General features: G+C 41.7%; 22 protein-coding genes. 4 read left to right on the top strand and 18 right to left on the bottom strand.

Annotation, left to right across the window (positions count from 1 at the left end; all coding sequences use genetic code 11):
- Nucleotides 1-52 precede the first annotated feature (52 nt).
- Nucleotides 53-1,672: a bacillithiol biosynthesis cysteine-adding enzyme BshC gene (gene bshC / locus MKY83_RS07770; RefSeq protein WP_065097229.1), complete on the bottom strand. Its 1,620-nt coding sequence runs from the start codon at nucleotides 1,670-1,672 to the stop codon at nucleotides 53-55.
- Nucleotides 1,673-1,737: 65 nt separating this feature from the next.
- The gene (locus MKY83_RS07765; RefSeq protein ID WP_342488467.1) at nucleotides 1,738-2,637 is read right to left on the bottom strand and encodes a 2-dehydropantoate 2-reductase; all 900 of its coding nucleotides are present in this window, start codon (nucleotides 2,635-2,637) and stop codon (nucleotides 1,738-1,740) included.
- Between the two features lie 209 nt (nucleotides 2,638-2,846).
- Here MKY83_RS07765 and MKY83_RS07760 point away from each other — a divergent pair, with 209 nt between their 5' ends.
- Entirely contained in the window at nucleotides 2,847-3,326 is a 480-nt protein-coding gene (locus MKY83_RS07760; protein WP_003211702.1) for an N-acetyltransferase, read from the top strand.
- 45 nt (nucleotides 3,327-3,371) lie between these two features.
- On the opposite strand, the gene gerR is transcribed toward MKY83_RS07760, so the two are convergent.
- The 3 genes from gerR to MKY83_RS07745 all read right to left on the bottom strand — a co-directional run bounded on the left by gerR (nucleotide 3,372) and on the right by MKY83_RS07745 (nucleotide 4,763).
- Complete coding sequence (gene gerR / locus MKY83_RS07755; RefSeq protein WP_065097227.1) at nucleotides 3,372-3,911, bottom strand: sporulation-specific transcriptional regulator GerR; 540 nt, start codon at nucleotides 3,909-3,911, stop codon at nucleotides 3,372-3,374.
- A gap of 138 nt (nucleotides 3,912-4,049) precedes the next feature.
- Entirely contained in the window at nucleotides 4,050-4,223 is a 174-nt protein-coding gene (gene rpmF, locus MKY83_RS07750) for a 50S ribosomal protein L32 (protein ID WP_008354700.1), read from the bottom strand.
- Nucleotides 4,224-4,244: 21 nt separating this feature from the next.
- On the bottom strand, nucleotides 4,245-4,763 hold the full coding sequence (locus tag MKY83_RS07745; protein WP_003210956.1) for a DUF177 domain-containing protein: 519 nt from the start codon (nucleotides 4,761-4,763) through the stop codon (nucleotides 4,245-4,247).
- Between the two features lie 206 nt (nucleotides 4,764-4,969).
- On the opposite strand from MKY83_RS07745, the gene MKY83_RS07740 reads away from it, so the two are divergent.
- Nucleotides 4,970-6,214 (top strand): nucleotidyltransferase, encoded by a 1,245-nt coding sequence (locus tag MKY83_RS07740; protein ID WP_185107197.1) that lies wholly within the window; start codon nucleotides 4,970-4,972, stop codon nucleotides 6,212-6,214.
- A 37-nt stretch (nucleotides 6,215-6,251) separates the two neighbouring features.
- On the opposite strand, the gene MKY83_RS07735 is transcribed toward MKY83_RS07740, so the two are convergent.
- Entirely contained in the window at nucleotides 6,252-7,280 is a 1,029-nt protein-coding gene (locus MKY83_RS07735; RefSeq protein WP_335351462.1) for a SepM family pheromone-processing serine protease, read from the bottom strand.
- 4 nt (nucleotides 7,281-7,284) lie between these two features.
- Nucleotides 7,285-8,064 carry a patatin-like phospholipase family protein gene (locus tag MKY83_RS07730; RefSeq protein ID WP_044141999.1) on the bottom strand — a complete coding sequence of 260 codons (780 nt, stop codon included), beginning with the start codon at nucleotides 8,062-8,064 and terminating at the stop codon, nucleotides 7,285-7,287.
- Between the two features lie 158 nt (nucleotides 8,065-8,222).
- On the opposite strand from MKY83_RS07730, the gene ylbJ reads away from it, so the two are divergent.
- Complete coding sequence (gene ylbJ / locus MKY83_RS07725) at nucleotides 8,223-9,431, top strand: sporulation integral membrane protein YlbJ (RefSeq protein ID WP_044142000.1); 1,209 nt, start codon at nucleotides 8,223-8,225, stop codon at nucleotides 9,429-9,431.
- Nucleotides 9,432-9,444: 13 nt separating this feature from the next.
- Here ylbJ and coaD read toward each other — a convergent pair whose 3' ends face one another.
- From coaD to MKY83_RS07680, 9 genes are all read right to left on the bottom strand, one after another.
- Nucleotides 9,445-9,927, bottom strand: coding sequence for a pantetheine-phosphate adenylyltransferase (gene coaD, locus MKY83_RS07720; protein ID WP_044142001.1), 483 nt, complete (start codon nucleotides 9,925-9,927; stop codon nucleotides 9,445-9,447).
- Between the two features lie 3 nt (nucleotides 9,928-9,930).
- The gene (gene rsmD / locus MKY83_RS07715; protein ID WP_257736834.1) at nucleotides 9,931-10,518 is read right to left on the bottom strand and encodes a 16S rRNA (guanine(966)-N(2))-methyltransferase RsmD; all 588 of its coding nucleotides are present in this window, start codon (nucleotides 10,516-10,518) and stop codon (nucleotides 9,931-9,933) included.
- 280 nt (nucleotides 10,519-10,798) lie between these two features.
- Nucleotides 10,799-11,071: a YlbG family protein gene (locus MKY83_RS07710; protein WP_003212137.1), complete on the bottom strand. Its 273-nt coding sequence runs from the start codon at nucleotides 11,069-11,071 to the stop codon at nucleotides 10,799-10,801.
- Nucleotides 11,072-11,137: 66 nt separating this feature from the next.
- Nucleotides 11,138-11,587: a YlbF family regulator gene (locus tag MKY83_RS07705; protein WP_003211139.1), complete on the bottom strand. Its 450-nt coding sequence runs from the start codon at nucleotides 11,585-11,587 to the stop codon at nucleotides 11,138-11,140.
- A gap of 57 nt (nucleotides 11,588-11,644) precedes the next feature.
- A complete protein-coding gene (locus MKY83_RS07700) occupies nucleotides 11,645-12,055 on the bottom strand; it encodes a hypothetical protein (RefSeq protein WP_342488462.1) in 411 nt (136 codons plus the stop codon).
- A 69-nt stretch (nucleotides 12,056-12,124) separates the two neighbouring features.
- Nucleotides 12,125-12,373: a YlbE-like family protein gene (locus MKY83_RS07695; protein WP_044142004.1), complete on the bottom strand. Its 249-nt coding sequence runs from the start codon at nucleotides 12,371-12,373 to the stop codon at nucleotides 12,125-12,127.
- A 19-nt stretch (nucleotides 12,374-12,392) separates the two neighbouring features.
- The gene (locus MKY83_RS07690) at nucleotides 12,393-12,806 is read right to left on the bottom strand and encodes a YlbD family protein (RefSeq protein WP_044142005.1); all 414 of its coding nucleotides are present in this window, start codon (nucleotides 12,804-12,806) and stop codon (nucleotides 12,393-12,395) included.
- Nucleotides 12,807-12,914: 108 nt separating this feature from the next.
- The gene (locus tag MKY83_RS07685; RefSeq protein ID WP_044142006.1) at nucleotides 12,915-13,958 is read right to left on the bottom strand and encodes a CAP domain-containing protein; all 1,044 of its coding nucleotides are present in this window, start codon (nucleotides 13,956-13,958) and stop codon (nucleotides 12,915-12,917) included.
- Between the two features lie 122 nt (nucleotides 13,959-14,080).
- A complete protein-coding gene (locus MKY83_RS07680) occupies nucleotides 14,081-14,503 on the bottom strand; it encodes a CBS domain-containing protein (RefSeq protein WP_044142103.1) in 423 nt (140 codons plus the stop codon).
- A gap of 161 nt (nucleotides 14,504-14,664) precedes the next feature.
- Here MKY83_RS07680 and MKY83_RS07675 point away from each other — a divergent pair, with 161 nt between their 5' ends.
- Complete coding sequence (locus MKY83_RS07675) at nucleotides 14,665-15,030, top strand: YugN family protein (protein ID WP_342488461.1); 366 nt, start codon at nucleotides 14,665-14,667, stop codon at nucleotides 15,028-15,030.
- A 31-nt stretch (nucleotides 15,031-15,061) separates the two neighbouring features.
- On the opposite strand, the gene ctaG is transcribed toward MKY83_RS07675, so the two are convergent.
- Both ctaG and ctaF read right to left on the bottom strand, forming a co-directional pair.
- Complete coding sequence (gene ctaG, locus MKY83_RS07670) at nucleotides 15,062-15,940, bottom strand: cytochrome c oxidase assembly factor CtaG (RefSeq protein ID WP_113767625.1); 879 nt, start codon at nucleotides 15,938-15,940, stop codon at nucleotides 15,062-15,064.
- Nucleotides 15,941-15,970: 30 nt separating this feature from the next.
- Nucleotides 15,971-16,300 (bottom strand): cytochrome c oxidase subunit IVB, encoded by a 330-nt coding sequence (gene ctaF, locus MKY83_RS07665; RefSeq protein WP_044142009.1) that lies wholly within the window; start codon nucleotides 16,298-16,300, stop codon nucleotides 15,971-15,973.

Genomic DNA, 16,300 nt, shown 5'->3' with positions numbered 1-16,300 from the left:
TTTCTACATAAAAAAAAACCCTGAACTAGTCAGGGTTCATTAAAACTTTATTTCAAAGTTTGACAATTTGTTGCTTGTTTTGAAATGAAAATGGCATATTTTTGAATGTTTTGAAGAATTCTGGACCATATTTGTTTAAAAAGTACATGATATTCCAAATTCTTTCCTGCGGGGCATCTAATGGTTTTAAACTATTTTCAATCCGTTCAAAGTCCCGAAGGATGTATCCTTCCTTCTCCTCCACACGCTGCGCCACCTTTTGATACACAAATTGAAGCTGGTCTTCAATAAATTTGGCATTTTTATCTAGTAGCTGCTCGAAGTTTGGTTCAATCTCCAGTGCTTCTTGTCTCATCACACCATGAGCATTTGCTAATTCACGTTTGGCGTGTTGAACCGCTTGAACAAAGCTGTCTGGAAGACTTTGCTGAAAGTGCGCTTCTTTCTTTTCTTTTACTCCATTTGTCAGCACTTCTTCTACCGACAGTTCTCTAACTGGCAGTTTCTTGTCGATGTGCCTTTCAAGAATGGTCACATGCAGTCTCGGAAGAACAGGCGCCATCTTTAATTTAAAATGCTCAAAGATTCCTTTCAGCTCTCCCCAATAGTTAACCTCACCGTGTCCTGCCATAAAGGCAAGTGCCGGGAGAAGGGTTTCCTGCATCAAGGGACGCGTCACCACATTGTTGCTAAACCGTTCTGGGTGCTCCTCGACTTCCTGCAAAAGCTCTTCCTTCGTCCACGTAAGCCCCACTTCTGATATAGAAAACCGGCCGTTCTCTTTTTCAATCAGGAAACGTTCCTCATCATATTCGTAAAACAGATTCGCCTGATTGTCACCAGCTTCAATAATTGGCTGATATCCTGCTCGTTTCATAGCAGCCTGCGATTCATTTAAGCGAGCAGTAACCGCATCATTTGTCTCGACAATGTGCTTGAATAACGAACGCTCAAGCGGTTTGACACCTAAGTCACCTGAATTAAATAAAAGCAGTCCATCTTCTTCAAAGAGGTCACATACAATCCATTCAAAGAAATCAGTAAACGTTTGTGATTTGCGTAAACATCGAAGAAGCTGTTCAAGCAAGTCATTGGTGTAAGCAGATTCTTCATACGTTGAAAACACATCACGGAGCCATTTCTCAGTTTTTTCTTGATCAAGCGGGATTCTTTTCGCAGCCGCTTTTTTGACGTTATGTAATGACAGCTTTTGTTTCACTGGCCCCTTTTCGCCAGATGTGTACACAAAATTAATTTCATCTACGTCATGATCCTCACCGGCTACCCAAAAGACCGGAATCACTGGGACGCCAAGCTCTGTTTCTTTTTCTTTTGCAAACTGAATGATGGAAATGATTTTATGTATGGTATAAAGCGGTCCTGTTAATAGACCAGCCTGCTGTCCTCCGACCACCATCACACTCCGTTCATCACGGATCTTTTCAATGTTCTGGCGCATCGCTTTCGATTCAAACTTTGCATGGTACGCGCTCATATAATCCGCTAAAGCCTCGCGCGGGAAGCTCATTTCCATGAGATCGTCGTATCTCTTTTTCCATGTGTGTTCAGAATGTATATCATAATCAAAAAAAGTCGTCATCTCTTTTTTTTCTTCTATATAATCACGTATGAATAAATTCTGACTTCGGATGGAAAGTTCAGTCAATTGCATGTTTAGAACTTCCTTTCTTCAATAAATAGTTAGTTTCCCGAAAAAAGTATAGCATGTAAATGAGCTCACTCAAAAGATTTTGTTTGCTTTTTTTCCAATACTTCCAAGCTTCGATCAAAGAAAGTGAGATGTGGCGCCGCAACGCCGTGAGCTTGAGCCTTTTTTAAAAGATAGCCAAGGATGGCTTTTCTTTCGGTTTCGCGGCCTTTCACTATATCTTGAAGCATAGACGACTGATTCTCAGCTGTTTTCTCACAAACAGAGACTACATAAGACCAGAGCCGCTCTTTTTCAGGTAAGCCCAAGATGGAAACTGCTTCTTCAAATGCACACTTCATCATGTATTCATATGAGGGGTTTGCGATCAATTCCCCGTTTCTCACATGCAACAAAGCCGTGAGCGGATTAATACAGATATTGACAAGCAGTTTTTCCTCCAGCACCTTTTTCCATTCATCCGTATAGATCATCTGAAAATGAGATGATGTCTCATTCAATGCTTTTTTTATATCAACTGCTTCTTCATGCTGAAATGCCCCCCACTTGATGACACCGATACCTGTATGGTTCACTGCATGATCTGACATCTTCATCGCTCCGTGCTCTACCACACCTATGTATAATGAATGTCCCGTTTTCCAATTCTCCAAATCTAATAAGTGAGCCATTCCGTTCTGTAAGAATAAGATACGATGAGGAGGTAATGTCGATAGTTCACCAAGCACATCTTGCAAATGATGATATTTCACTGTCACGATGAGCAAATCAAATTCTCCTGTTATTCCTGTCTGTGCATGAACAGCCGCCTGGCGTGTTTCTCCTTTTACTGTTCGCTCTATGCCTACTGCTCGAATCTCTTCTGCCTGTTCGTTTCTTCTTGTAAAGACTGTGACGTCATGATGCTGCGTTAAATAACTAGCACAGAGCAGACCAATCGCACCGCCGCCAATGATTCCAATGTTCAACTGCCGCACATCCCTTTTTCGTTTACTTCATGATATCAACTATTTTAACAGGTTCATGTCGTGATGCAAAAAGCAGATGACGCGCTATGATTGAATTTTTTTAATTTAAAAACTATAATAATAAGTGTAAAAACTTTTTGAGGCGGATGGGATGAAAACGCCTTCAATGACATCACTGTCGACATTATGTGTGTAAGGGGGAAGATCATATGGCACAAGTAAAACGACTTCTAATTAATTACAAAACTTTAGAGGAATTTAAACAATTTAAGGAATACGGCATACAAGAGCTATCCATGCTCGAAGACCTTGAAAGCAATATGATTGAAAATGACAGCAACTCTCCATTTTATGGGATTTATTTTGGAGATAAACTAGTGGCACGTATGAGCCTTTATCAAGTGGACGGCTCAACGACAACGTATTTTAACCACAACCATGATTATTTAGAGCTGTGGAAACTGGAAGTGCTTCCTGGGTATCAGCGCAAAGGGTACGGCGAAGCACTTGTTGAATTCGCTAAATCGTTCGGATTGCCAATTCGGACCAATCCACGCGTCAAATCTGCCGGTTTTTGGGATAAAATGGGCTTTGAAGCAGTCAAATATGATATGGAGCGCGATAAGGGTGAAAATCCACTCATCTGGGAGCCCGCACATATTCAAAAAAATACAGGTGAGTCCGCTTAAAGGCTGATCACAAAACGCCCCTCCTTTCTCTTGAGGGGCGTCTCTTTATTTAGCATATTCTTTTAAGCTAATATTCTGTTTGACTCTTTCAACAATACTTATGAGTGCCCGGTAATCTTCTTCTGTCATTTTTAATTGCCGCTTTAAGTGTTCATTTTCTTCTGTAAGTGACTTCAATTGATGCTGTGCATCAGCCAGTTCTTCGCGTAAATGAGCAGGTCCATCAGGTTCTTTTTCAAGTTGCTCTAAAAACTGAATCACTTCTCGAAGGGTCAATTCAGCCTGATTTGAAGAAGTCTTCTCTTCTATGGTTAACGCATGCTGTGGTAAACCAGAGGAATGAATACCTATTTTTTTACGCAATTCTTTCCGCTGTTTTTTTGCCAGCTCTATGCCTGCCTGATATTGTTTTCTAACGTATGAGTTCCACCTGAAACCACATGCTGCCGCTGTTCTTGACAATGCTTTCCCGACCTCCTCAAATGCGGAAAGCTGCGTCCCTCCATCTCGAATGTGCCTTAAGACGACTTCTGCTAAAAGTAAATCTTCATCTTGTGTCCATGCGTCCTGCCTTGTAATTGTCAATTGATCATCCCCCCTGAATCTGAATACCACATCATATGCGCCTACTAGAGTAGATAGACTATTTGCAGGGGAGAAACCTAAAAAATAGACAAATAAAAAAACGCAAGGGAAGATTCCCTCACGTTTTTTTATCAAGCATTAGTTGCTTTTTACGTCTTTGCCTTTGTATGTTCCGCAAGATTTGCAGACACGATGAGAAATTTTCATTTCACCGCATTCTGGGCAAGCTACCATACCAGGTACTTGTAGTTTGAAATGCGTACGACGCAATCTTTTTTTCATTTTAGAAGTTCTTCTAAAAGGTACAGCCATTATTCCCACCTCCTTAAAGAGTTAAGATTCATTATTTTCTTCTAAGAGCTTCTTCAAGCCTTCCAGACGCGGATCAATTCGGTTTTGATGTGCATCTTCCGAAATGACCGCCCAGTCATTCCCTTCTTGTGGTGCAGCACCTTTTACGTCAGTTTGGTCGCAAAAGATTTGCATCGGCACTTCAAGAAGAATTTCTTCCTTGACTAAAGGCGTTAAGTCGATGATGTCGTCTTCTACAATAGAAACGTCTTCATCTTCTATGTCGTCTGTCTTATGAAGTACAAATAGTTCTTTCGTTGAAATCGCAAATGGATAATTTACATCAACAAGCGTTCTTGAACAAGGCAATGTCATTTCACCTGTGATGGTTAAATCAAATGCGACTTGCTTTGATTCGATCACTCCAGTCCCTTTCACCTCTACCGGTGAAATGCGACGTATATCTGAATGAAGGCTAGTAAGTTCATTTAAGTCAACCGTCTCATGAAAATCGAAGCTGTTTTTAGCTTTTTGATGTAACTGATAAACTGTCCATTTCAATTGTATCACCTCTAAGAGCAACAAACATGATTATAGCTTTCATCATGTTATTTGTCAATATTTTTTCTTTACAGTCCTTTGTGATGTCAGAGCGTTGTTTGACATCAGTTCTCGGAATGCCTACACTGAAAAAAATGGGCTTCATTTTTCCCTTATGCTACTGTAGCATAGACCATTTAACCATAGCAAGAAAGGCGGAACATCTATTGAAAGCAACAGGAGTCGTTGTCGAGTATAATCCATTTCATTATGGACATGCCTATCATGTTCGTCAGGCGAAAACACATACCTCCTCAGATGTTGCCATTGCCGTCATGAGCGGTTCCTTCCTCCAGCGCGGTGAGCCTGCCATCGTCTCAAAATGGGCGCGGACAAAAATGGCACTGCAAAACGGTGTAGACATTGTGTGTGAGCTTCCATACATATACGCAGTGCAAAAGGCAGAAACCTTTGCAAACGGTGCTGTGGCGATTCTAGATGCTTTAAAATGCCACTCCCTTTTTTTCGGCAGCGAGGATGGTGACATCAAAGCATTTGAGCGAACGGCTCGTGCTTGGCATGAGAAAAAAGAAGAAATTGACCTTTTCACAAAAGGAAAAGTAAAAGAGGGCCTTAGTTATCCAGCTGCTGCTGCTGCTGCGTTTCAAGAGGTGATTGATCCTAAGCACTTACTGGATCTGTCTCTGCCCAATAACATTTTAGGTTTCCATTATGTCAAAGCCATCTTGGAGAGATCCCCTCACATACAGCCCTTTACCTCTCAAAGGATTTCATCTGGTTATCATGATGAAGAACTACCTGAAAATCAGAAAATCGCAAGCGCAACAAGCATACGAAAAGCGTTAAAAGATCATGGTACATTTGAAACAGTCGCCCCTTATCTCCCAGAAGCTACGCTCAAGCAATTACATGACTATCATTCTTCATATGGTCTTCTACATACACAAGAAGCCTACTTTAGCTTCTTAAAACACGTCTTTCACACAATGGATACGGCAGAACTAGAAGGCATCTATGAAATCGAAGAAGGCATCGAACACCGCATGCAAAAGGCGATTACACATGCGTCCTCCTACGAGGAATATCTATCACTTGTGAAAACAAAACGCTATACGTGGACAAGGCTGCAACGGATGAACACACACCTCTTAATGAGGGTGAAAAAGAGTGCCATGCATGAGCTGCTGAAAGAGAAAAAAGCGCCTTATATTCGTTTACTTGGTATGTCAAAGAAAGGGCAGCAATACTTATCTCTTGTGAAAAAAGAATTGGACGTGCCGCTCGTTAGTAAACTGTCTGCCTTTTCACATCCCGCACTTGATCTTGATATTCGCGCATCCCGCGTCTTCAGCCTGCCCGTTAGTGAGCCGATGCAAACGAACTTAACGGAAGCGGAATTTAAAACCTCACCGATCCGATATGATGAAGAGACTGGTCTCTTCCAGTCTTAGCAAAAAGAGCAGCCTTGCGTTAGGCTGCTCTTTTTGTTTAAGATGCTTTCTCTTTTAATTTGTTTAAATAGTTCAGCGCATCTTGCATTGTATCTACAGGCACAATTTTCATATTACTTTTAATATCTTTCGCTGTTTTGACAGCATTTCGATAGTCTGAATTTGGATCACCTTTATCATTCGGTGCAAAGAATATATCTTTTCCGGCTTTATCTGCCGCCACGACCTTTTGATCGATTCCGCCAATTGGACCGACCGTTCCATCGGCGTCAATTGTTCCCGTTCCTGCAATCGCATAGCCATGTGTTTCGTCTTCTTTTGTCAGCTGGTTATAAATTTCAAGTGACATCATAAGACCCGCTGACGGTCCGCCGATATTTTCAATATCCACCTTAATAGAAGGTGAGACTTTCACATTTCGGTCTGTAAATAATGATACGCCAATTCCAACTCGATTCGGCTCTTCTTTAAATGGTTTTAACGTCACATTCTCCGTCATGTCTTTGCCATTTCGTTCAAGGACAAAACGGACAGATGTACCTGCTTTTTTACTGCTGATATATGAAACCATTTTATCAGCAGAATCATAGGTCTTACCATCAACGCTTTTGATTCGGTCGCCCACTTCAATTTTGCCGTAAGCAGGCATTCCTTTCATCACGTAGCTTGCATATACGCCGTTAAACGTATAATCTACTTTTTTACCTGCTTTTGTATATGCTGCAATCATGGCATTTTCTTGAGAGCTTTTCATCAGCTGAAGCTGCCTTTTCATATAATCTTGATCCGACTCCCCGTCTGCTTTCATATTTTCTTCTGGGACGATTTCGTCATATTTATTCATTTTCGCAAGCAAATACGTATACGGATTGGCTGGACCTACTTTAATTGTCATAAGAGAGAAGCTGCCCTTCTCGCCATATCCGCCGTCTACTTGAATGTGGGGAGCAATCTCGGTTGCATCACCCGGCTTTGTCACGTAATATGGCAGTTTGACAAAGGTTAAGCCACATAATACAAAGATAACGACAAAAAAGCTGAGCCAGCGAATATTTAATTTTTTCATTCGATTAACACTCCCATTTATCAATGACATCTTTCAGTTTACCTGTTAGTTGATCTGCGGCAAGCTCACCTGCTTCAATCATCTCCTGCACCTGCGCGAACGCACTCGAGCTAAATGTTTCAAGCTTCGGCCGGATCATGACATCAGCGTGAATGGTTTGATGACGGACCAATTCATTTTGAAGGATGTCCAAACTTTGCATAATCACATCCGATAATCTCGTCGCCTTTTCTGTTTTTTTCACCCTTGATACATCAGAGGCGATAATGAGGTCTGCGCCCATATCTTTTAAAACAGACACAGGAATGCGGTCCACAACCGCTCCATCCACTAGCTGTCTGCCACCCATTTCATGAGGAACAAACACGCCTGGAATGCTGATGCTTGCTCTGACTGCTTGTGAGACAGACCCTTTTTTAAACACGACCTTTTCCCCTGTCTCGAGGTCACAGGCAACCACTGCAAGGGGCATTCTTAATTCTTCGAATTTTTTCCCATATGTAAACGTGTGAATCAGCTGCAAAATTCGATTTCCTTTTAAAAGACCGATTTTTGGCAGTGTATAGTCAGCATAATACTTTCTTCTGAAGACAAGTGCAAGTTTTTTCATTTTTTCTACGTCTTGTCCTGCTGCATAAAAACTCCCAACAAGTGCGCCAATACTGCTGCCAGCGATCATATCTACCTGAATACCTTGTTTCTCAAGACTAGATAAAACTCCGATATGTGCCATTCCCCTCGCACCCCCAGAGCCTAACGCAAGCCCGATGACTGGTCGCCTCATGAAAATCCACCCTCCTCTTTTCTATGCATATATACGAATCTATTGGTCTAAACATGCCCCTTCTGCTCGTATAGTAATAGAAGACAGGCTCGGCTAGTTTCTTTCTTTTTTGATCACGAGCTCGCCAATAGATCATAACGGCAAGGGGCGAAATCTCCATGAAAAAATGGAACACTCTGTTCATCGCTGCTTTTTTTATCTTTTTAACAGCCACTGTGATTACACATCCACAAGCCTCTTTGCAAGCGTCTAAAAATGGACTTGCAATGTGGTGGGAGGTTGTATTTCCATCATTGCTTCCTTTTTTTATTTTGTCCGAGCTATTAATTAGTTTCGGGATTGTCAGATTTGTCGGGGTATTATTAGAACCATTTATGCGCCCTATCTTTCGAGTACCTGGTGTAGGCGGATTTGTCCTAGCAATGGGAATGGCATCAGGCTTTCCTTCTGGTGCGAAATTAACCACAAGACTCAGGCAGGAAGGACAACTGACACAAATCGAAGCAGAGCGCCTCGTTTCTTTTACAAATTCATCGAATCCATTGTTTATTTTCGGTGCGGTGGCTGTTGGTTTTTTTCATCATCCAGCTTTAGGAATTGTTTTGGCCTGCGCACATTATTTAGGTAATCTCGCTGTTGGGGTGACGATGCGGGGATATAAAGCACGGCATGATGCACATCTGAGGAGCCGTAAGCGATTTTTATTCCCACCGTTTCAAGAGGCATTCAGCGCTCTTCATACAGCAAGACTCGCAGAGAAAAGACCGCTCGGCCAAATTTTAAGTGATGCGGTCATGTCATCAGTCCAAACACTCTTTATGATTGGCGGCTTTATTATCTTATTTTCTGTGTTTAGCAAAATGCTGTCAGTTGTTCATGTGACGGACCTCTTATCCATAGGGATCGGATATATGCTGCAAACGATGCATCTTCCGCCAGAATTAGATCTTGCAATGATTGCTGGTTTATTTGAAATCACATTAGGAAGTCAGCTGACAGGGTCACAGGAAGTCACCCTTCTTGCTAAAACGATTGTCGTCAGCTTTATATTAGGATTCAGCGGGTTTTCTGTTCAAGCTCAGGTCGCTGGCATTTTGGCGGCAACAGATATACGCTTTAAACCGTTTTTCTTCGCTCGTTTGCTTCACGGGATTTATGCAGCTGTTTTTGCCTTCTTATTGTTCAAGCCTCTTTATGTCTCTCGATCTGACATGGCTCTCCCAGCAGGTGCCTTTGAAGCAAGCCAGCAGGTCGTCATGTACAGCAGTGTGCTTTGGAATCAGCTTGTGACAGCTGGCCCTTTGATCACGCTATGCAGCTTGATCTTGTATACGGCGCTATACTATCAGAAATTAAAAAAAGGATGAGTACACGGTGCACTCATCCTTTAAATTTTTCTATCAGCGCTTCTTCTACCTCTTTTGGCACAAGGTCTTTGACTGAACCATCATATTTCGCTACTTCTTTGACTATGCTGGAGCTTAAGAAGGAATACTGATTGTTGGTCATCATGAAGAACGTTTCAATGTCATCGTTTAACACTTTATTCATTGATGTGCCTTGCATTTCATATTCAAAGTCTGTCACAGCTCTTAATCCGCGTAAAATGACTTTGGCTTCTTTTTGTTTCGCATAATCAACAAGCAGACCGTGAAAGGATTCAACTTTGATATTTGGCAGATCCTTCGTCGCTTGGCGAATGAGCTCACACCGTTCTTCAACGGTAAATAACGGTTTCTTGGATGAGTTATTTAGTACACATACATACACTTCATCAAAGATCTTTGCACCTCTTTTGATGATATCCAAATGGCCCAATGTGACTGGATCGAAGCTACCCGGACAAACGGCTATGTTCCCCATGCTTTAATTTCCCCGCTTTCTATAGATCGTAATACCAGTCAACCCATACAGTTCCTGTCTTGATATGTAAAGCTGTCCAGCTTCCTCTGGCAGTATAACGTCCTTATCATGCTCACACACGATCACGCCGTCATCTGTTAATAAGGCATGCTCGTCAATCATGTCAAGAAGTGCTTTCAGCTGTTGATCTTTGTAAGGCGGATCAAGAAAGATCGCTTGAAAGGATTCCTCTCGTTTCACAACGGCTGCGAGTGCACGCTTTGCCTCGTTTCGAAACACTTCACTTTGATCAATCAGCTCCAATTGATTGAGATTTCCTTTTATCGTTTGAATCGCCTTCATATCTCGATCAACGAATATGCAATGATCGAATCCTCTAGAAAGCGCTTCAATCCCTAAACCACCGCTTCCCGCAAATAAATCAAGGGCCCATCCGCCATCAAAATACGGGCCAATCATATTAAATATCGATTCTTTTACTTTATCTGTCGTCGGTCTTGTTGATTGACCTGGTACCGCTTTAAGTGTGCGGCCTTTTCTCGTTCCAGAGATGACTCTCATTTTCCCACCACTTTTTCTGCTTGCTTCTATTGGTTATTGTGTATGACAAAAAATCCAACATTATCTTACCACAACACTCCGCAGGGGACAATGCGCGGACTTTCATTCATTTTCTATGTATAGATCAAGGAAAGCGGGGTCATACTACTTATAACAGCATCTGATGTGGTGCTGTTGCCAACCGCGGAGAAGACTTACGTTTCCCCATAAGTTCTTCCTCCGGTTTCTCCTCTCCCTTTGCCTTCTCCTTAATGAATCATTAAGAATAGAAGGACCCCGCGGGTGATGCCGCGGGGGTTTTTTTGTGTCTTTAAAAGCCCACTTTATAATCATACTCTTTTGCTTTGTCCAATTTGGATTCGTACTCTAATTTAATAAAAGGTTTATATGAAGGCTCAACACGCTTCACAAATGGCAATGAGCTGAGCTTAGCCATATGGCGCTCGAGATCATTCATATCACAATAGATCACTGCATATTTCATTTTCCTTGAAATATAGTGAACATTTCCAAATTTTCTTAGCGCCTTTGACTGCTTTAACGAATGCAGCCAAACGACCATCCCTTGACGTTTGGTTTCCATCTTTTCACCTGCCGCTTTTTCAATTCTTTTAAGTCATTATGTAAAAGACGAGACATTCAAGTCTCGTCAAGATACTTTACAGCCACAGCTGCCACCAGATCCACAGCCACCGCCGCATGATGATAGACCATCAAAATATGGGTTCCCTGTTGGAACTTTGATATATGCTGATACAGCTTGACCGATTTCAATACTAATCTCATCTAAGATGGATTGAATCGCTGTTTCTGCTTTTTTGAAATCAACCACTGTATCGTGAAGATCTATCTTTCTTTTGACCTCACGCATTTCCTTTGAGATCGTTCTATAGTCCGGATGGTATTTGCCGAACCGCTGCACATCCTCATATTGCTCTTTTACTTTTGTAAAATGGGCAATAATTTGTTGGGCTTCTTCGTCTTGCTGGAGACGCTTAAAGCAGTTGCGGTAATGTTCAGCCTCCTCCGACTGAAGAATCATGGCAGCCAATTGATTCGCTTCCTCTTGGAGCTCCACAGATTCGATTGTCGCATACATAAATGATGCACCTCCAATTCATAGTTTACCACGAAACCTATGGATCAGAAAATGCTTTTACGTCACAAATACATCCCATGTCTCTCTTTTCTGCCTATATTCTGGATGACGAGAATTGAGCACAACGGTCATTTTATGCTTTCCTTTTGAGAGATGCTTGACCACAAATGCAGCAGTATATTCATTGCCTGCACGTTTTCCGTCTACATACACTGTAAAATATCCCGCCTTCTCATCCTTTTTTAGTCGCGTAGGCTCAAGATGAAAATCTTGCAGTGTACTTTCTATATAAACAGAAGACCCCTTCACTTTGTATTTTAAAAAGCCTTGCTGCTTCATTTCACTTTGGGCTTGCTGCATCACGGGTACAGCTGGATCTTGCTTCATGACTTGCTTCTCTTCATGTTGACTTTGACACCCGGTGACAAGAAAAAGCAATGCGCATATTGACAGCATCCATTTCATCATCTGATTCTCCTTTCATCTACTTTTATAGGATGCTCAGGAAATGGACATCTTAATCAACTCAAAAAAGCCTCATCCGGCTCCATTTTGATTGCGCATTGCTTGGAACATTTGAATCATCATTTCAGCCATTTGGACACTGTTACTCAACTGACTCACACGATGAGGAATGGTTTTTTCGTAAAAATTCATTTTATCTAATTCAAAGGACGATAGCTTATCAGGATGTCGAGTCAGCTGTCTGTACCAGAGAGGACGCTGTCTGATGAATTTGATTCGATCCTCTTCGGCCATGACAAACTCCTGTACTTCTTTCCGCACCAAAAGCATCCCCTTTCACTTAATCTTTCCTGAAGGAGAATGGGTGCTGACTGCCTCCAGATGAACCTTTCTTTGAGCCATTTGATGAAAATTGTCCGAGTAAGCTTTGTAAAGAGGAAATAGACTGGCTCATTTTGTTGATTTGTTCATTCATTTGATCAGCGTCCATTTTTTTCACAGCAGAAACCATTTTAGACATAAAATCGGCTTTTCCCGCTTCACTTGGCTTAGAGGCTTTTTCTTCTTTCACGTCTTCAGACTGCGTTTGCCGGTAAGGAGACCACATCTCATCTTCTTCACCAAACATGACCCAATTTTCGTATACACTTTGCCAGCTTTTTTCTTGCGTTTGCACTTCTTGAATTAACTTCGGATGGCGTCTGACGAATTGTTTAAATTCATCAATGGATGTTTGTTTTTGCTTGTTTGTCATATCCTCACCCCCCATACAAATGCCTACTATACTATATACATCAGCAGTTATTTTGGTGAGCCTCTTTTTCAATCAAAAAAACAGCTGTGATGGTGCAGCTGCTTTCGTTTAAGATGTTTTTTTGATGAAGTTTTGGGTGTAGTATTTTTCTTTCACACCGACGCCAAGGTGTGTGTAATCTTTATTTAATAACGCCTTTCTATGACCTTCACTATTGAGCCAGCCTTCTATCGCTGCAGGTCCATCTACATAATTATAGGCAATGTTTTCACCTGCGAGCTGAAATGCCACCTCGCCTCTTTCTAATCGGTCTTTCAGCGTACCGTATTTTTTAGATTCATGGGAGAAATAATGATTCTCTTTCATGTCCTCACTATGCATGAATGCGACTTCAGAGGTTTCATCATCCCACTTTAAGATTGGCAGTTTGTACTTATGACGAATAATATTGGTCATATCAAAAATTTGTTTTTGACTGGAAGCTTCGATCTCTTTCCATTTTTCACCCGATATTGCCTCTGGTTCTATCAATTGACCACGATAGACGACCTCGTATGGCTTTTGTTTCACAAATGTATCTGCGTTAAACGCCCTGATACTTGAAAGGGTGCTTTCAAACTTATCCATGTAAAGCTGAACATATACATCATCGTCCACTTTCACGGTGGGTCTTGTATTCATATCATCTTCTGAGAATTCAAAGCGGTATGAATTTTGTTCATCCTCTACATGAATGTAAGGTGCAATTTGTGTTTTTTTAAATACCTCACTTGTGGCTTGACCGATTTTAAACGGTTCAACATTGAGCCCGTCTCCTGTTGCAAACAACGTCACCACTTTACTATCCTTTACCCCTACTTGAATATAGTGCTTCTTCGATTGATTGTATATCCACCAGTCATAATCATATGCGGAAGGATCAATGCGATCTGGTTCTCCCAGCTGTTTAAGCACTTCGTTTGAAGATTTCCCCATAAAGGACATGAGCCCCTTTTTCGGGATGTTGATCGGCTTATCGCTAGATGTTTCTTCATTAGACACCTTCGGTTCATTGCTGTTTTCTTTTTCTGGTGAAGATCCATATTGAATAAACAGAACGTACGTTCCAGATATAATCAGGAGGATGAGGAGTGTTTTGAGCACAGTTTTCAAATAAACACCTCCGTTAAATTGGCAAGGTACAAAAAGTACCTTCTACTGTCATTTAAACAAAACTCGCTCTATTTATCAACGACAATACAGCCTATTTAACACGAATTTAAAATATGCCCCTCTTAATGAAGAAATCCTTGCCCATGATCTTGATCCTGCTGAGAGATTTCTGTCAGTGCATCCCCTGCGCGATCATTCGATAAATCTTCGACGGATAAATCTCCAAGAGCGACAATCCCTGTTAATGCACCGTTCTTCACAACAGGAATGCGGCGAAGCTGGTGCTCTGACATCAGCCGGACAATTTCTTCAAGCGTTGCATCTTCTTCTGCTGTCAGTACTTCCTTCGTCATCAGCGAGCCTACTTCCTGTGAGTTTGGCTTTTTTTCTGCAATGCCTCTGAGTACAAGGTCACGGTCTGTCACGATACCAACGAGCTGATCTCCGTTAACCACGGGAATGGCTCCAATGTCTGCGTCTCTCATTTTGACTGCCGCTTCATACGTATTGTCATCTTGCTGACATGTCACTACTTTTTTTGTCATAATATCTTTGATTTTTTTCGTTTTCACGTTGATTCCTCCATCTGTTATTTTCTTTATTACTGTAACCAGGTTATAAAAGAACATACCTTTCACAGTTGAAAGTTTAACGCTTTCATACTATGATTGTCAGTAAAGGGAATTTTTATAAGGAGGGGTTTTGGGTGAAGTTTGAAGGTACGGGGATTGAAAAGGTAGCAACTGACTTAAATAAATTAGATTTCATCTTGGAAAGTGAAGGATTTGTACGAGCCGATCAATGGGATTATGAGCGTGTGACGTACGACAGAAAGTATAACATGGTAGAGGGAACCTTTTATTTACGCATTTCCGGCTACGCCACCGAAGGAGATGTTGGTTCAAAAAGAGCACACATACAGCTTCTCACACCTTTACTCGGAAAACATTATTATCCGCACGGTGTTGAATACGGTGAAGGCGAAGATTTCCCTAAGTCTCTCATCCAATCAAGCAAAAAAACGCTTGAACAGCTGAAAGAAAAACTAGAAGCAATGACTGCAGAAGCATAAACGAAAGCACAGCCTTATGGCTGTGCTTTTTTCATTCATATTTCGGAATCAGGGCATCTGGTACGGCATCTTTCGCTCTTTCTTTTCTTGCCCAGTCAAAGAAGACAACAGCAAGAATCGAGCCGTACACAATCTCCTGAATAATTTTCATCAAAATCGCGCCTAGCTGCTGGTCTTCTAGCAGCGGCAAGGTATGGAACATTTCAGGACCTGTGAGCGCAAGACCTGCCAGCGTATCACTTGGTACGCATAGATGCAGCGCCTGTATCCAAGCACCAGCATCAGAATAGGTTGCATAGATCGGTGCCTCACTAAACATGATAAGTGCACACGCAGGAGTCATTAATATCCCGTCTGCCATGATATAACCAAGCTTTAAAATGCCTGTAATCTGAGGCTGACTTTGGACTTTATGAACGAGCGGCCACCACATGAAAAAGGCAGCGATAAAAATGACCACTGTCATCAGCGCATGATAAAACGGATCTGTTTTCACAAAGTCAAACACAAGCGGAATATGGTACATCGAAAACAAGCCGTTAAACCCAAGCAATGCAATTAAAGGCTTGGAAAACAAACGAAACATATGCTGAATGCCTGGTGTTTGTATGATCCGCTCCCAAATGGCCGCAGGTAATCCTGTAATAAGGAGAGGCGGAATGACTAAATAGAGCACCGCCATTTGCGCCATATGTGCACTAAACATAATATGCCCCATTAAATCAATTGGGCTTCCTTTTACGGCGTATAACAGAACAAGCCCCGTCAGAAACAACGTTTTCTCTTTTACCGTCGCACGATGCTTCCCCTTTGTCACAAGAAGCAGATAAAGAGCAGCTGCTATGACAATACTAGTCAAATAGTAAGGGCTCCATAATGCCCGAAATCCGAATATTTCTAAGTTCTCCATTGCTGCGCCTCCTTCAAGGGCAAAGCGGGCTTACCACCAAATAATGGTCAAAAAGGCTAATACGGTAATAAACGCGACAAACACACCTGAGTAAAGAAACAATGCGGGTGTTTCATGCCCTTTTTGGTTCATGTGCATAAAATAATAAAGCTGAAAAGCCACCTGAATAACGGCAAGCAGTAAAATAAATGGTACTGCGAACCAGTTTCCTACGTCTTCAGAAGCGATTGTTAAAAAGGCAACAAAGGTTAATCCAATCATCAAGCCGAAAGAAATGAGCTGATGCTTCATTTCTTCGGCATTTTTCTTTTTACGGTATACAAGATCGACTTTAGACTGATTTGTGCTTTTATTTCCCAT

It is taken from the genome of Bacillus sp. FSL M8-0266, from assembly GCF_038613425.1.
Taxonomy (GTDB): Bacteria; Bacillota; Bacilli; order Bacillales; family Bacillaceae; genus Bacillus; species Bacillus pumilus.
The sequence above is the reverse complement of the archived record's forward strand: the minus strand, read 5'-3'. Positions and strand labels throughout refer to the sequence as shown.

Excerpts from the sequence above, each read along its gene's own strand:
- MKY83_RS07700 (WP_342488462.1), bottom strand. The coding sequence starts at position 12,055 with ATGATGAAATGGATGCTGTCAATATGCGCATTGCTTTTTCTTGTCACC.
- MKY83_RS07735 (WP_335351462.1), bottom strand. The coding sequence starts at position 7,280 with ATGAAAAAATTAAATATTCGCTGGCTCAGCTTTTTTGTCGTTATCTTT.
- ylbJ (WP_044142000.1), top strand. The coding sequence starts at position 8,223 with ATGAAAAAATGGAACACTCTGTTCATCGCTGCTTTTTTTATCTTTTTA.
- MKY83_RS07680 (WP_044142103.1), bottom strand. The coding sequence starts at position 14,503 with ATGACAAAAAAAGTAGTGACATGTCAGCAAGATGACAATACGTATGAA.
- MKY83_RS07690 (WP_044142005.1), bottom strand. The coding sequence starts at position 12,806 with ATGACAAACAAGCAAAAACAAACATCCATTGATGAATTTAAACAATTC.
- MKY83_RS07760 (WP_003211702.1), top strand. The coding sequence starts at position 2,847 with ATGGCACAAGTAAAACGACTTCTAATTAATTACAAAACTTTAGAGGAA.
- ctaF (WP_044142009.1), bottom strand. The coding sequence starts at position 16,300 with ATGGGAAATAAAAGCACAAATCAGTCTAAAGTCGATCTTGTATACCGT.
- ctaG (WP_113767625.1), bottom strand. The coding sequence starts at position 15,940 with ATGGAGAACTTAGAAATATTCGGATTTCGGGCATTATGGAGCCCTTAC.
- rpmF (WP_008354700.1), bottom strand. The coding sequence starts at position 4,223 with ATGGCTGTACCTTTTAGAAGAACTTCTAAAATGAAAAAAAGATTGCGT.
- MKY83_RS07705 (WP_003211139.1), bottom strand. The coding sequence starts at position 11,587 with ATGTATGCGACAATCGAATCTGTGGAGCTCCAAGAGGAAGCGAATCAA.
- MKY83_RS07710 (WP_003212137.1), bottom strand. The coding sequence starts at position 11,071 with ATGGAAACCAAACGTCAAGGGATGGTCGTTTGGCTGCATTCGTTAAAG.
- coaD (WP_044142001.1), bottom strand. The coding sequence starts at position 9,927 with ATGGGGAACATAGCCGTTTGTCCGGGTAGCTTCGATCCAGTCACATTG.
- MKY83_RS07730 (WP_044141999.1), bottom strand. The coding sequence starts at position 8,064 with ATGAGGCGACCAGTCATCGGGCTTGCGTTAGGCTCTGGGGGTGCGAGG.
- bshC (WP_065097229.1), bottom strand. The coding sequence starts at position 1,672 with ATGCAATTGACTGAACTTTCCATCCGAAGTCAGAATTTATTCATACGT.